Source organism: Bacillus sp. FJAT-26390 (assembly GCF_001682865.1).
In the GTDB taxonomy this organism is placed as follows: Bacteria; Bacillota; Bacilli; order Paenibacillales; family Paenibacillaceae; genus Pristimantibacillus.
Genome location: NZ_MAQX01000034.1, coordinates 103,179 through 117,913 on the forward strand (window position 1 = coordinate 103,179; position 14,735 = coordinate 117,913).

Here is a 14,735-nt window from a genome sequence, read left to right on the forward strand (position 1 = left end):
CTTTATGCTCCTTTCTAGAATATCGAGGTTTGCATCAATCGTTTCGAAAGCCGGTTCGCGAGCACCACCAGCGTAAGGCCGATCAGGCTCTTCATTAACCCGACTGCCGTACCGTAGGAGTAATTGCCGAGCTGCACGCCAAAACGGTAGACATACGTATCGATGACCTCATGATAATCCCGGGTCGTTGGACTTCCCAGAAGCAATTGCTGCTCGAAGCCAGCATTCAGAATGCCGCCGAGAGCGAGTATGAACAGCAATACGATCGTCGCCCGGATCCCTGGCAATGTAATATGCCATACGAGCCCGAACCGTCCCAGCCCATCTACCCTTCCCGCTTCATATTGCTCACGGTCGATACCCGCTATCGCGGATAAATAGATAATGGAGCTAAAACCGATTTCCTTCCAAAGGTTTCCTGAGGTGATAATCGCCCAAAAATATTTTCCTTCCCCGAGAAAGAGGATCGGCTCCTGGATGAGGCCAAAGCGCTGCAGCAGATCGTTCACGATGCCGTCGCTTCCGAGCAGCGTGAACAGAATGCTGGCCACAACGACCCAAGAGATGAAATAAGGAATATAGGAAAGCGATTGAATCGTTTTCTTAAACGCGCGGTTTTTGACCTCATTCAATAACAAGGCAAGAATGATCGGCGCCGGAAAGCCTATGCAAAGGTTCAGCATGCTGATCACGATCGTATTGCGCATAATCATCCAGAAATCAGGCTCTTGGAAGAAGCGGATAAAATTGTCGAAGCCGACCCAATTGCCAAACAAGGTTTGGCCGGGAACGTAATTTTGAAATGCTATGATTAAGCCGTACATGGGAAAATAAGCAAAGAGCAGCACCCACAGTATGATCGGCAAGCTAATCAGCCAAATTTGTCTCTCTCTGGAAAAGCGTCTAAGATAGTTCATGATTCGGCTTCCCTCCAGCCCTCCGGTTTATTTCAACAAAGCGATATTCTTTTTATATTGTTCCGTGCGGTATTTCTCGATGTCCGAAAGTCCGATCTTGATCGCTTTTTCCCGTAGCTCGTCGAAGTTTTTGATCGCTTCCGCCTCGGATTTGGACATAACGGCCTTCGCAAAGCCGGTTTTGATCAGCTCTTCAATCTGCTGGTTCTTAATCGTTAGCGGATTGTCGTTCGTAAAGCTCACTCGGCGCTCCGTGCTGTCGTAGATCGTATCGCTTACATTTTCGTGCATGAGCTTTTTCCATTTGTCATCCTGAATGAAGTTCTGGTCATACCAAGCCGTGCTCTTCTGATCGTCGCTAAGCAGACCCTGCGGATACGCAAGCCAGAATGAATTGCTGCCGTTCGCGGCTTCCGTCTTCTCGAAATCCAGCTTGCCGTCAAGAAGAGCTTTCTTCGTCGTTTCGTTAAACGACCATTTGCCGCCCTCTTCATAGTTCCAGTAGGAATCCTCGATATTCGGAATGCCCCAGCCGAGCAAACGCGTTCCGATCGGAGTCATCATGAAATCAAGAAATTTAATAATTTCTTCCGGCGATTCCGCTTTGTCCGTCAGTACTGTATAGTTCCAGCCGTGCGTATCTTTTGGCGACAAATAGGCTTTCTCCGCGCCTTCTGCTTTAAAGGCAATCTGCACGTAACGCTTGTCCTCTTTATAATCGGCATCTGTTTTCAGCCATACTTCATGGCCAGCATTCCATGACTGCCACCAAGGACCGATATGTCCGGCAATTCTTTCATTGGAAAATTTGATTCTCCAATCCTCGAATTTGTTGACGAACGCATCTGGGTCCATCAAGCCGTCAAGGAAAAACTTATTGTAATAAAGGACCGCTTGCTTGCCTTCCTCCGTGTTCAGCCAGTGGGTCAAATTGTGGTCTGCATCCTCTGTGTAACCGTCCTTGATTCCCCAAAAGCCAAGCGCGTTGTTGATTTTCACATCGGAGTTCCACGATAACGCGTACGTTTTCTCGCCATTGGCATTGGTCGGATGCTTCTCTACCATCTGCTTAAGCACATTGTAGTAATCCTCAGGCGTCTCGATAGCCGGAGCGCCAAGCTCTTGATACCAGTCCCAGCGGATATGGGCAGTGAAATCAGGAATCGGCAGATACCCCCACCCGCGCGGGATGCCCCACAGCTTGCCGTCTTCATCGAGATAGGATTCGTAACGCGCGCCAAGCTCTTTTTTAATATTCGGTCCGTATTTATCGACGAGTGGCGCCAGATCCATAATTTTGCCTTGAGCCTTCCACTGCGAAATCGCGGAATCATCCATCGCCGCAATTACCTCCGGATAGTCGCCGGATACGAGCATAAGGTTCAGCTTTTCTTTCGGATCAACATCCAAAGAGGTTCTCGTGATGTCGACATTAAACTTGTCCAGCAGGTAATTATGGAACGCGGCCTGCTTTTTATTTATTTTGTCGGGATTGTCCTGATCGGCCTGATAGAAGTGAATTTTCGTCGTTTTAGCCGGAAGAGTCCAGCCGAATTCATTCACCGTTCCTGCCGCAGCCGATTCCCCTGGCGTTCCTTCTCCCGCTTGAGGAGCGTTGCCGCCGTTGTTTGAGGTTTTGCCGCTGCATGCCGATAAGAGCAATACCGTGCTTAATAAAATGGCCATCCATGTAGCCGCTTGCCGTTTCATAGGTGAATCCCCCTTGTGAGATGTTGTCTTGCCCATTCATTGTAGTAAACCGGGAATTCGAATAAAATGGCATTTTCGTTCCGTATATGTCGTTTTCATTATCGATGTTAGCGGTTTCATAACTCTTATGCCTGCTGCATGTTTTTCCGATACTCAGAAGGCGACAGGCCAACCTGCCTTTTGAAGCGCTTCGTAAAATGCGGATAATCCGGATAACCGCAGCGCTGGCCCACCTCATACGTTTTCAAGTCGCTATGCTCCAAAAGCTCCTTGGCATGGTCCATTCGGATTTGCGTGAGGTAAGCAATATAGGACATCCCCGTCTCTTCCATGAGCATATGGTAAAAATGGGTCGAGGAAATGCCAAGCGGGGCGAGCACCTTCTCCAAATTGAGCTCGGAGTCCGCAAAATTGGTTTTAATGTAATCGATAGCCTGCTGAATAACGCCCCGCTTGCCCCAGTTGCGCTTGTCCCTGATTTCATTCAGCAGCTTGTCCAGCCACGCCGCAAAAGATTCGGAGGCTTGCCCGTAGCTTTGTCCCTCGTATGGAAGCTCCCACGCTTGATGCGGGAATTGCGGCTGCAGCCGGTTGCTTATAAGGGATGCCGCATCACGAAGCAGTGAAATCCGCTCTTCCTGCATAAATTCGGTATCGTCCAGCAGCGAGGAGAGGCTGCGCATCTCCTTGCGCATGCCCGGCTCATTGGCGATCCACAGCTCATGGCCGATTCGCTCCGCCGCCGAGCTGATCGGGGCGATGAGTTGGCTTTTTATAATCGCGGTTTGCCTGGACTTCATGAAATGGTCGAATCTCTTCTCTACCAGCAGGGTAACCTGCTCCTGCTTCATCGGCTTCAAAATATAATCAACAACGCCGTGCCGCAGCGCTTCCTGCGCATATTCAAACTCGCCGTAGCCCGACAAAATGATGATATCCATGTCCAGCCCGTCTTCGCGCAGCCGCTGAATCAGCTCAATGCCATCCATGACCGGCATGCTGATATCCGTTATTATCAAATGCGGCTGCTCACGCCGGGCAATCTGCAGCGCTTCCGCTCCATCGGATGCTTCCCCAACGATCCTGTAGCTTGCATTAGCGCCAGTCAAAATTTTATATAGGCTTCTCTTTGTCATCGCTTCATCGTCAACGAGAAGAATTCGGTATGTCATAGCCCTCTCCTTTGCTTCCTTCATGATGGTCTTCAATCTTCAGGGGCAATAGAATATCCATGCAAGTTCCGTCTTCGCCTGAAGCGGCGATGAACAGCCCATACGGATCTCCGAACAGCAATCGTATTCTAGTATGCACATTTAGAAGTCCGATAGACATTTTATTATTGGGCGAAGGCTTATGCTCCATAAGCTCCTCAATAGGCAGATCAAACAATCGGTTGTAAGAGCTTAATACGTCTTCCGACATGCCTTTCCCGCCGTCTTCCACCGAGATCAGGCAGCCGGCAGCCGTCTCCATTACCGATATGCGGACATAATTCGGCGATATTTTATGCTTTTGGAAGCCATGCTTAAAGCAGTTTTCCACGATGGGCTGAAGCGTCGACCGAACGGATAGCACCCGGTTGCCCAGCGCTTTATTGATTTCAATCGAATAGGCCAAAGATTCGTAACGCTCGGCTTGGATAGACAGATACGCTTCAATATGCTGCTTTTCATCCCATAAGGTGACGATATCATTTGGATTCAGCACATTATATCGGAACATATCTCCTAGGGATACGATCATGCGGCTGATTTTGTCATTGCCCTCGACGATGGCGCTGGAGTTAATGAACTCCAACGTATTGTATAAGAAGTGAGGATTGATCTGCGCTTGCATCGCATGCAGCAGCGCTTCCTTCTGCTTCACCTCCAGCTCCTTCTCCCTTAGCTCGGATACGTGGGCGATCTCAAGCAGCCGCTTGATTTCCCCCACCATCTTATTGAAGCCGCGGTAAAGGCTGCCCACCTCGGCGTTCTTGTTCTCCGGCGCACGGACGGTAAGCTCGCCAAGCTCCGCCCGCTTCATCAAGCGCAGCAGCGTGAGCAGCGAATTGCTCAGCGAGTACATGACTGCGCTTGCAACGACCATCACCAGAAAAAACAGCAAGAGCGAAACCAAGGTCGATATTCGGCTAACCTTCAGAAGCGAGGCATTAAGCTCGGCAAGCAAAACCTCCGAGAACAAGGTAAGCCCGGTACTGCTTGAGCGAAAAAACACGACCAGCTTATTTCCCTCGTCGGTTGGCACGGTAAACGTCCCGCGCCGCTGATCGCCCATTTCCTTCATATACTGCTCCGGTATACTCGTTTCTGCTCCATAACCGCTTGGATGATAGGCCGTTTTCTGCTCGGGATCGGCAATCCAAATAAAGCCTGTTTTGCCGATTCTGACGTTTTGGGTAATATTGATCACTTCATCGAGCTTTAAATCGACAATCAGCATGCCCCTGTCTTCATCGCCGTAATTCAAGCTGCTGAATTTAATCGCCATCGTGAGGAAGGTCGGGCCCTCCTCTTCCCGCTCCAGCCCCATAATGACAAATTTGCCGTTGTCTTTGATCCGGTCATCATAGATGCCAAACCTTCGTTCAGCCGACATGAAGCTGGATGAGGATACGGCGATGCCTTTGCCTGTGACCAGCGAAATGCCGTGTATATCCTCTCTATTGGTCATAAGGGGGTTAAGCAGCTTGCGCTCCACTTGCTCGGATAGCCGGAAGCGTTCAAAGGAATCCGTCATCGACCCGTTCAAAAACTCTGAGGTCAGGTCATTCACCAAGAGCGGGTACATCAAACGTTGTATTTCCTTAAAATAAGTGTCCAGATGGTCATTAACCTGATTGACCAGTTGATAGCTCGAGCCTATGGCATTCTCTTTGATCGCTTTGTACGATTTCTGATACCAAAACTGGCCAAGCAGCGGAAGGGGGATGTAGAGCAGCAGCATTAAAAAAATAATTTTCTTTTGAAGCGTAGCATTCACAAAAAATCCCATTTCGTCTGCCCCTTTTTGCAAAAATAACAATGAAGTTATGCTACCCATTATAGTGGATAATTTTGAGGACGAGACAAAATTAAGCGTGCAATATGCGATTTATAACGATTGTGACATATTGCCGATGAATATGACATGAGTCGAGAAGAATGGAGAACGTACAAGGGCTGGGGCTCCTATCTTATGATTAGCTGTGATCCTTTTTGAGATGAATAAAATGGCTATAACCTAGGAGATGAATACATATTACCAATTCCTCTGTTATGCATACTATGAATCATATCGTCATAGCGAGGAGTTGAATTATGAAAGCTTTGGTTACGGGAGGCGCAGGTTTTATAGGCTCCCATCTTACGGATATGCTTATCGAAAGCGGTGCTGAAGTACACATTATTGACAATCTTTCAACCGGATCAAGAAATCATGTGAACCCTGCCGCAAAATTGCATGTAGTTGATATAAACCATGATATGGCTAGTAAAATCATTGAAACCGAACGGCCTGACGTTGTGTTTCATATGGCAGCGCAGGTAGATGTTCAACGATCGATAACCGACCCCGCATACGACTCTAAAGTCAATATCGTTGGAACCGTCCAGCTCATTAATGCTTGCAAGAAAGCCGGCGTCGGTAAAATCATATTTTCTTCAACATCAGCCGTATACGGTGTCTCCAAAAACGGACGCAATACGGAAGATACACCTCCTGCGCCAATTTCCTATTATGGGCTATCCAAATCTACTTGTGAAAGCTATTTCCGACTGTTTCATGCAATGGATGGCATAAACTTTACAATATTGCGCTACAGCAACGTGTATGGCCCTCGTCAGACCTCTAAGGGCGAAGGCGGCGTAGTCGCGATCTATATGAATAACCTAAAAAAGGGACTCCCGTTATTCGTGCACGGCAGCGGCAATCAGAACCGCGATTTTATTTATGTTCAGGATGTCGTCAAGGCAAATATAGCAGCCATAAATCAAGGAGATAGGGAAACGATTAATATAAGCACAGGGCAGCGCACTTCTATTAATAACCTTGTTCATTTATTAAATATGATTCATGAGCCAAGCTTTGAAGTCGTGCATGGCCCAGAACGGCCCGGCGATATAATGGACAGCTGCCTTGATAATGCGAAAGCCGAGCATATACTTGGATGGCGGCCGAAAGGCAGTCTGTTCGAAGGGTTAAAACAAACCTACCAGTATAACGTTGATGTATAGGCTCTAATAAAGGAACCTATGTCACAACATGCTGCCCACAGCTCTATCAAGCAGACTATAAAATAGTCCCATTAAGGCGATCGCTTCTCGGTATTCAACCGGGAGGAGGTCGCCTAATTTGCTGCATCCCTATCCTTGCACACAAAAAACCTCCGGTTAAGCGCGTCAAGTCCATTCTATTATGAACTCTTTTTTTTCACGTTTAACCAAGAGGAAAGTTCCACTTGTTATTCTATTTATTTAACCGCAACAAGCACAGTTGTAAATCCGTCGTCGCGGTCCGTAATAAGCTCATACGTCTCATTATCCTGCGTACATATTTGCTGAATGCGAAAACCGCAATCCGTTAACAAGCTGCACAGCTCGTTAGGCCGGTAATGGCGGAAATGGTGAGGGTTCACTCCGCCAAGAAAGTAAGGGTTCTTCAAATGCGGAATAACTTTTTCATTCGGCGCCGAGATGAGAAGAATGCCGTTATCGTTAAGCGAATCATAAAGCTTCTGGACAAATGACCGGTCATCCGCCATATGCTCCACGGTTTCGAAGCAAGTGACGACATCATACCGTTGGATAGGAAGCTCATCCCGAAACGATCCTGCCAAATCGCATTTCACATAAACGGTATTATCGCAATAGAAATGGTCCATCGCCCAATTTAACGCATGGTCTGACCGATCTACTCCGACTGCTAATGCGCAAGCTGAGTTTTTGGCGATGTAATGCGTGCCATACCCCGAGCCGCAGGCTGCATCCAGTACAATATCCCCTTGGCGAATGAAGCTCAATACAAAATGATAGCGATAATGATGATCCATCATGACATCGTAAAAAGACGTAGCGTACATCCGTTCCATCCTCGTAAGCTCATCATCCATAATCCTTCCCCCATTACCTAAAAGAATCGAATCGGTCAAACGTATCATTTCTATGAAAATTAAACCTTTAGCCTGATTCATTTATACGTGTCATAACTCTAAAACTATGAATCTACTATACAGAAGTATTCAATTGGACAAGAAAGGAGATACGTGAATGAATCAATTGATTGATTTTGCTTCACAGGAAGTTCTTATCGGCCAAATGTCGCTTCCTCTTAACTTGGCATCCGGCTCTGAAGTGCTGCTTACCTCCATCTTTCTCAATATCGCAAACCCGAATGTTAAGGTCGAACTGTTTTCCTCGGTTGGTTGGGAGGCCCAGCTCTCGCTGCTCCCGCTTGTGCCAGAAGTTATTTTCCGCATTAGACGCGGCGGGTTCACCCCTGCGAGCACGCTCATTTTTCAAACAACGGACTCGATTTTTCTCGGTGCAGGCAACCTGATTCCGGTACTAACATCAGATCTAACGATGTCCTTCTCTCGTGCCGCATCTCCTGATACGCCTGCAATCGCAGGGACCTATCAACAATATTTTCTAACTGCCGAGCTCTCAGGGACAGGCGGGGCGACCATCTCAGGTCCGGTTACGCTAATTGGTCAAATTATCGGTTGATTCATATTAAAAAGGAGTTGAGACCATGCCCGTATTGGTAGATTTCGCATCGCAGGAAGTTCAACAAAATACGCAGTCATTGCCGTTATTGCTGGCTGCCGGTACCGAAACGTTATTGACTTCCATATTTTTAAACGTGACCAGCACAAGCAACAAATTGGTTCTGCAAGCTACGGTGGGTTGGCAGACTGAGCTGCTATTGTTGCCCATCGTTCCCAAGCTCACATTCCGGATCCGTCGCGGTGGTTCCACGCCCGCATTTCCGGAGGTCTATCAAACAACCGATTCGGAATTTCTCGGAACGGGATCGCTGTTATCGAACATCATAACGACAACGCTGAACCACGTGGAATCGCCAGACCCAAGCACCGTTGGTACATTCCAGCAATATTTTTTAACCGTGCAATCAAATGGACTTGGCTCGATCACGGTTGTTGGTCCCGTTACTCTTATCGGCTCCACGATTGGCTTCTAAAAATCCGCCTTTATTTCAGGCAATATTGCGAGGAGATGATTGATATAACTGTCACCATAATTGATTATCAGTACCAAGAAGTACCTGCAGGATCAGGGTCTCTGCCTTTTATCATTGCTCCGGGATCTGAGGTGCTGCTGACCTCTATCTTTCTTCAAGTCACCAGTGCCAGCAATCGGATCGAGGTGAAAGCTACTATCGGCTGGGAAGCGCAATTGCTAATCGTGAATATCGTTCCAAAACTTCTATTTCGCTTGCGGCGCGGCGGTACTGGCGCCCCTGCGCCAATCGTATTTCAAACGACAGATTCTGCTTTCTTGGGTACCGCCAGCGAGGGGCCATGGGTAGCGCTGGATTTCACCACCTCGTTCCAGCATACCGAAACGGCTACTCCGGCTATGGTCGGCACTTTCCAGCAATATGCCCTCACAGTAGAGCATATTGGACAAAATGTTGCTACAATTACGGGTCCCGTACACATTGACGGAATTGTCTATCTGTAAGCAATAGGCAAATGCCACTATCGTACCTGCATCAAGCCGCATCTCCTATATAGAGAAAAAATGCTTGAAAAAGGAGATGCGAATCTATTGGAAATCATCGACTATGCCTTTCAAGAAGTACCGGTCGGATCGGGGTTGCTTCCGATTGCTCTTACGCAAGGCCAAGAAATATTATTAACATCTATTTTCCTGCAGGCTACGGCATCCAATAACAAAATCGAATTGCGGGGAACGGTCGGTTGGGAGGCTCAGCTGCTCATTGTCGCTGAATTGCCGAAGCTTGTATTTCGACTTCGCCTCTCCAGCACAGGCGGGCCAATCATTTATCAAACGACAGACTCCGCTTTTGTAGGATTGCCGCCGGAGCAAGGTCCGCTGATTCCGCTTGATTACACAAGCACCTTTGTGCATACAGAATCGGCGGACCCTTCGATAATAGGGACATTCCAACAATACTTCTTGACCGTTCAACACACAGGGTTTGGAAACGCCACAATCACCGGTCCGATTAATTTGACAGGGATGGTTGTAGGGTAACATCGGGTGATCGGATTTCCATGAACATGGACGTTCGATCACCCTTTTTCTTTCTAGAGATCTTCAAAGATGTTTTGCGATCCTGTTCGTGTGTCCATCCACACAATAATCGGTACGCCTGCGGCATTAACGACCAAGTCGTTATAATCACCAATTGACGGCGTTGGCGTGCCTAACGATGGGTCGGCGTTCGGATCAAAAGAGACGCTTGTCACACGGCGGTTAGGCAAAAATGAAGAGCCCGCGTCGTTCGACTCAGCTAAAAACACATCCAATAACGAGCTGCTGACGCGATTCGTGTAGTACATCACCTTCACCCCTCCATTATCACGCGATACCGTTAAATTCGGAAGAAAGTTTTGGGTGCCGGCTGGGCTATCGTCTACTTGGATTGGCGTTGACCATGAAACGCCTTTATTGGTGGAGCGTGACATAAAAATGTGCGCGGAACCCGTTCGATTATCTTGCCAGACCGCATACACGATGCCTTCACCGTTGAACGGCGAGATATCCACCGCCAAATAGGCAATCGTCAAGACGCGAAACCCAAAGTTCGGCACAGGAAGCGGGGTCACTACCAATGAAACATTCGATATGGAGACAATCGGTCCAAAAGTCACACCTCCATCGTCCGATCTGCGTATGAGAAACTGCGGCGTCCCTGGCCCGTATTGCATCCACCCGGCATAAACCTCGCCTGCCGGGCCAATAGCGACACTCGCTCCAAAATTAGAAACGCTTTGAACTTGATTAGTCAAGAGAATGGGAGCAGACCATGTCACCCCCTGATCCAGTGATCGCTGAATCATCGTTTCAGAACTTGTAAAACCGTTAAAATAACGCGTAAAAGCGATATACGCCTGACCAAGATAAGGACTGCCATTGGCCGTATCGATCCGTATCGAAGGCTTGTCGTTATACACAGCGGTTCCGTACCCTTGATTGACAATGATTGGACTTGAAAAAGAGGCGCCGTTGTCCGTCGACCGGTACACGATTATGGATGAATCTCGTACCGGGTTTACATTCAGCGCAGTTGCCGAAACAAGAAACACGTTAGGATAGCCATAGGCAGCCACACCGTCACCGGAAGCTGCGAACCCGACTGGAGGAGACAGCAGCATCTGCGCGTACGACGCTCCGCCATTGATTGATCGATAAACCGTCGTCATATTGTTCCCCGAGCGCAGATCATTTGTTGTCACGATGACCGTTGATTGATCCAGTGAATTAAGAGCGATGGATGGTTCCTGCTGGGGGCCTGACGGGGTTACTTGAATATTTGCCATTGAGATCTCCCTTTATCGATTATTGTTATTTAGCATTAAACAAAACCGAACCCATAATATGATCATCTACGATAGAAAAGGAGCTTGGAATGTGCATATTGTACCTGTCACGTAGTTGGGCGGATATCCACGAACCATGTCTTGCTGGGTGTTTTGGCGGATGAACGACTTTTCGTACAAGCTGCTTATTCACAAGATTTTCATAGAGAGGCACTGTTAACTTTTCCATCGCTGTTAATGACCAGCGTTTTATTCCCCACTTATAACCGTTGGCAGCCAACCGTTTACGGAGTGCAGGGTCTTCAAGCAAAGTTCCCAAGCAGTGCGCTAATTCGTCACTGTTCCCCGCTCTAGCTATTAACCCGGTTTGATTGTGCTCCACCATCTCCGGAATGCCACCCGCATCGGAAACAACGATGGGCTTTTGTGAAATTTGTGCTTCCATGACCGTAAACGGATGGTTGTCATTCAAGCTTGCGAGTACGACGATATCAGATTGCTTTAGTAATGCCGGAACATCGTTCCTGCTGCCCGTGAAAATAACGTGATGGGCCAGGCCCAATCGGTTAGCCTTCAACTCCAGCTCTTCCCGGAGATTCCCGTCGCCAACGAACAGGCAAATCCAATCCGTTCTCCTTTGTTTCAATTTATAAAGGGCATCCAGCAAGCAGCTGTGTCCTTTTACTTTATCAAACCTAGCAGGGCATACGATGACATTCGCAGCATCCGGCAACTTCAAGTCGGAGGGCTCATTCATGCGTTGCAAATAATGTTTAACGTTCATCCCATAGGGAATAACCTTCATGTGATTGGGTGGCACCAAATAGCCGGCGAGCGTGTCATGCAGCCATTTTGTCGGTACGATGGAATAATCGCTCGAAGTTGCCCCATAATACTCCCGGGCGCAAGCATACTTCCAAATCGATTCGGGCGGCGCTTTCCCTTCGAGCGAAGTCCAGTAATCGGTGGCTAGGCAACCATGGATGGTGTTGATTAAAGGTATCCCTTCCGGCTTAATCTGCCATATTGCCCGTGAGGAGATCACATCCTGCGTATGAATGAGATCATATTTTCCGAGTCCGAAATAGGCTGCGGCAATGGCGTAGGTGCAAAACTCGATTTCCTGATCAACGATCCATGGACTGATTAGAGAGTGATGAGGCGCATACGTGGCTCGTATCTCTCCTCCAACGAGCGGCATGAATTGCTCCTTCTTTACCCGCTGGCCGGTATTGACCAAATAATAGCTTTGCTCATCCGGATGAGCAGCGAGCACATCCACCTCATGGCCCAGTCGTTCCAAACTTGCTTTTAAATCTTGAATATAGACCCATACACCGCCAACATGAGGCAGTATCCAGTAAGTGGCAATGAGTATTTTCATCGCCCACCGCCGCCTTTAGCTCGGATCGCTTCATCGTACAGGCGTACGATGCGATCGATCATTTTATCCAAAGACCAGTTCCTAAGCCCATCATACCGGGCTTTATTGGCCATTTTTTTTCTTAGCGCATCGTCATTGAATAATCCAATTATTTGGTCAACTAACAGGTCTGCTCTGCCCGAAGGAACCAATAAACCATTCTCTCCATTAATGATCATCTCCGGAATTCCCCCTACCTCCGAAGCAATTATTGGTTTCCCCGTTATTTGCGCCTCCATAATCGCAAAAGGCAAATTATCATGAATGCTTGGATGCACGACGATATCCGCTTCCTTCAGAAGGGAAGCCATATCGCTGCGATGCCCGAGAAACCTGACATGCTGCTGCAGATTATACTGTTTCGTGATTTGTTCAAGCCGCGCGCGCGAAGGCCCATCCCCGATCAACCAACAAATCCAATCTGATCGCTGCTTTAGTAGCAGAGCAAGAGCTTCCAATAAAACCTCATGCCCTTTCACCGGATCTAGCCGCGCCGGGCAAACCAAAAGCTTCACTCCCTCCTGTCTTGAAGGCGAGTTTATGCTTGCCGATTTGCGGATAAAAGATAACGTATCGATCCCATATGGAATGACGTCCATTTGAATATCCTTCATAAGCCCGGTTGATTCATATTGTTGCCTGAGCCATTGCGAGGGAAAGATGATCGAGTCCCCAACCATGCTTCCATAATAATCAAGCCCATTTGCCCATTGCCATGACCGCGTATGGTCGAAAATCGCGCCTTGAAGCTTCCATTCGGCTGCAAGCTTCCCATGCAGCGTCACAATAAGCGGCGCAGTTCTGGATTTCACTTCCGATGCACCGATCGCGGAAATGACATCTTGCGCATGAATGAGGTCGTATTTCTTTAATGAAAACTCGGACAATGCTTGGCGGAATGCGATACGCTCCCCTTCCATAGCTGCCAGCCATGAATCGTAATTCAATGATTTTTCATTGAACCGAGTCCCGATTTGCTGCATGATCGGAACCGATATCGCTTGCTTATCAATCGATTTGCCTTTATCTACATTGTGATAGTTCATTCCGGTTTCGTTATGGGAGAGGATATCGACCTCATATCCTCTTGCTTCGAGACCTTGGCGGAGCGCTAAAACGTAAGTGGATACACCGCCTGTGTAAGGAATGCTCCAATAGGAAACAAGTGCAATTTTCATCTGTCACTTCCTTCTCCAACACGATTGATAGCTGTCAAATCCGATTTCGATACCAATCGATCGTTTTATTAAGACCCGCTTCCAGCATGACCTTAGGTCTATAGCCGAGCAATGTTTCCGACCTTGTCAAATCCGGCTCGCGAGCCGGTATATCCTCATATCCTGGCCCATAAGCTTCAAAATACGATTTGCTTACAATGGGAGATTTTGAGCTGCTAAGCTTAACAATCAGTTGTGCCAGCTCCCTTATCGTTATGGAGCGATCCGTACCGATATTGAATGCAAGCCCGTTCGCTTCCGGTTTAAGTGCGGCCAAACTACCCGCAACTGTATCGTCCACATAGGTGAAGCAACGCTTCTGCATCCTGTCTCCATAAACCTCGAGCTGCTCGCCCTTTAAGGCTGCCTTAATGAATTGCGCGACGACACCGCCGTATTGTGAGTTTGTTTGCCTTGGTCCGTATGCGTTGAAATACCGGAGCACTGTGACCGGAAGTCCCTTCTTGGCATAAGCGAAGCACATATGCTCATCAAGCGACTTTGCCGTCGCGTAGCACCACCGATGGACAGAGGGCGCCCCGTAGATGCTACCGGACAGCTCGTGAAAGGGCAGCTCTTCATTTTTCCCGTATATTTCCGATGTTGATGTAAATATGACCTTTACATGGCGCGGATAGGCTAATTCAAGCACATTACGCGTCCCGTCAATGTTGCCTTCAATAACCTTAATCGGATCGTCGACCGTATTTTTAACGCCCAGTACGGCTGCAAGGTGGAAGACGACATCGACTTTGCCGATCAGTTTCTTCAGCGTGCCGCGATCCATGACCGAGCCTTCGATGAGAGTATGGCGCTTATTGGGTTGGAGATGGGATAAAAACTCCGGTCGCCCGTTCGAGAAATCATCTAGCGTCCAAACGGTGTGGCCTTCCGCAAGCAGCCGTTCCACTAAATGAGAGCCGATAAATCCGGCGCCGCCCGTTACTAATATTTTCAAT

Annotated in this window: 14 protein-coding genes; 5 read left to right on the forward strand and 9 right to left on the reverse strand. The window is 48.1% G+C overall.

Annotated features, from left to right (window positions below):
- Window positions 1–14: 14 nt before the first annotated feature.
- The 4 genes from A7975_RS27505 to A7975_RS27520 all read right to left on the reverse strand — a co-directional run bounded on the left by A7975_RS27505 (window position 15) and on the right by A7975_RS27520 (window position 5,621).
- Window positions 15–917, reverse strand: coding sequence for an ABC transporter permease (locus A7975_RS27505; protein WP_053371883.1), 903 nt, complete (start codon window positions 915–917; stop codon window positions 15–17).
- 27 nt (window positions 918–944) lie between these two features.
- Window positions 945–2,627, reverse strand: coding sequence for a type 2 periplasmic-binding domain-containing protein (locus tag A7975_RS27510; protein WP_065387271.1), 1,683 nt, complete (start codon window positions 2,625–2,627; stop codon window positions 945–947).
- Window positions 2,628–2,752: 125 nt separating this feature from the next.
- A complete protein-coding gene (locus A7975_RS27515) occupies window positions 2,753–3,799 on the reverse strand; it encodes a response regulator transcription factor (protein ID WP_065387272.1) in 1,047 nt (348 codons plus the stop codon).
- The gene (locus tag A7975_RS27520) at window positions 3,774–5,621 is read right to left on the reverse strand and encodes a cache domain-containing sensor histidine kinase (RefSeq protein ID WP_053371886.1); all 1,848 of its coding nucleotides are present in this window, start codon (window positions 5,619–5,621) and stop codon (window positions 3,774–3,776) included. The genes A7975_RS27515 and A7975_RS27520 overlap by 26 nt, the downstream gene beginning before the upstream one ends.
- Before the next feature lie 305 nt (window positions 5,622–5,926).
- Here A7975_RS27520 and A7975_RS27525 point away from each other — a divergent pair, with 305 nt between their 5' ends.
- The gene (locus A7975_RS27525; RefSeq protein ID WP_065387273.1) at window positions 5,927–6,841 is read left to right on the forward strand and encodes an NAD-dependent epimerase/dehydratase family protein; all 915 of its coding nucleotides are present in this window, start codon (window positions 5,927–5,929) and stop codon (window positions 6,839–6,841) included.
- 236 nt (window positions 6,842–7,077) lie between these two features.
- On the opposite strand, the gene A7975_RS27530 is transcribed toward A7975_RS27525, so the two are convergent.
- Complete coding sequence (locus A7975_RS27530) at window positions 7,078–7,716, reverse strand: class I SAM-dependent methyltransferase (RefSeq protein WP_053371888.1); 639 nt, start codon at window positions 7,714–7,716, stop codon at window positions 7,078–7,080.
- Window positions 7,717–7,873: 157 nt separating this feature from the next.
- Between A7975_RS27530 and A7975_RS27535 the strand changes: the two genes are divergently transcribed.
- From A7975_RS27535 to A7975_RS27550, 4 genes are all read left to right on the forward strand, one after another.
- Complete coding sequence (locus A7975_RS27535) at window positions 7,874–8,332, forward strand: hypothetical protein (protein WP_053371889.1); 459 nt, start codon at window positions 7,874–7,876, stop codon at window positions 8,330–8,332.
- Window positions 8,333–8,357: 25 nt separating this feature from the next.
- Complete coding sequence (locus tag A7975_RS27540) at window positions 8,358–8,807, forward strand: hypothetical protein (protein WP_053371890.1); 450 nt, start codon at window positions 8,358–8,360, stop codon at window positions 8,805–8,807.
- 35 nt (window positions 8,808–8,842) lie between these two features.
- Entirely contained in the window at window positions 8,843–9,310 is a 468-nt protein-coding gene (locus A7975_RS27545; RefSeq protein ID WP_065387274.1) for a hypothetical protein, read from the forward strand.
- A gap of 87 nt (window positions 9,311–9,397) precedes the next feature.
- Window positions 9,398–9,847 carry a hypothetical protein gene (locus A7975_RS27550; RefSeq protein WP_065387275.1) on the forward strand — a complete coding sequence of 150 codons (450 nt, stop codon included), beginning with the start codon at window positions 9,398–9,400 and terminating at the stop codon, window positions 9,845–9,847.
- Between the two features lie 53 nt (window positions 9,848–9,900).
- On the opposite strand, the gene A7975_RS27555 is transcribed toward A7975_RS27550, so the two are convergent.
- From A7975_RS27555 to A7975_RS27570, 4 genes are read right to left on the reverse strand one after another with little or no spacing between them, the layout of a single operon-like run.
- Window positions 9,901–11,136 carry a sialidase family protein gene (locus A7975_RS27555; protein ID WP_065387276.1) on the reverse strand — a complete coding sequence of 412 codons (1,236 nt, stop codon included), beginning with the start codon at window positions 11,134–11,136 and terminating at the stop codon, window positions 9,901–9,903.
- Window positions 11,137–11,161: 25 nt separating this feature from the next.
- On the reverse strand, window positions 11,162–12,520 hold the full coding sequence (locus A7975_RS27560) for a glycosyltransferase family 4 protein (protein ID WP_065387277.1): 1,359 nt from the start codon (window positions 12,518–12,520) through the stop codon (window positions 11,162–11,164).
- Window positions 12,517–13,737 (reverse strand): glycosyltransferase family 4 protein, encoded by a 1,221-nt coding sequence (locus tag A7975_RS27565; protein ID WP_065387278.1) that lies wholly within the window; start codon window positions 13,735–13,737, stop codon window positions 12,517–12,519. Before A7975_RS27565 ends, A7975_RS27560 begins: the two co-directional genes overlap by 4 nt.
- 34 nt (window positions 13,738–13,771) lie before the next feature.
- Window positions 13,772–14,734, reverse strand: a complete 963-nt coding sequence (locus A7975_RS27570) for an NAD-dependent epimerase/dehydratase family protein (RefSeq protein WP_065387279.1) — start codon at window positions 14,732–14,734, stop codon at window positions 13,772–13,774.
- Window position 14,735: the final 1 nt, after the last annotated feature.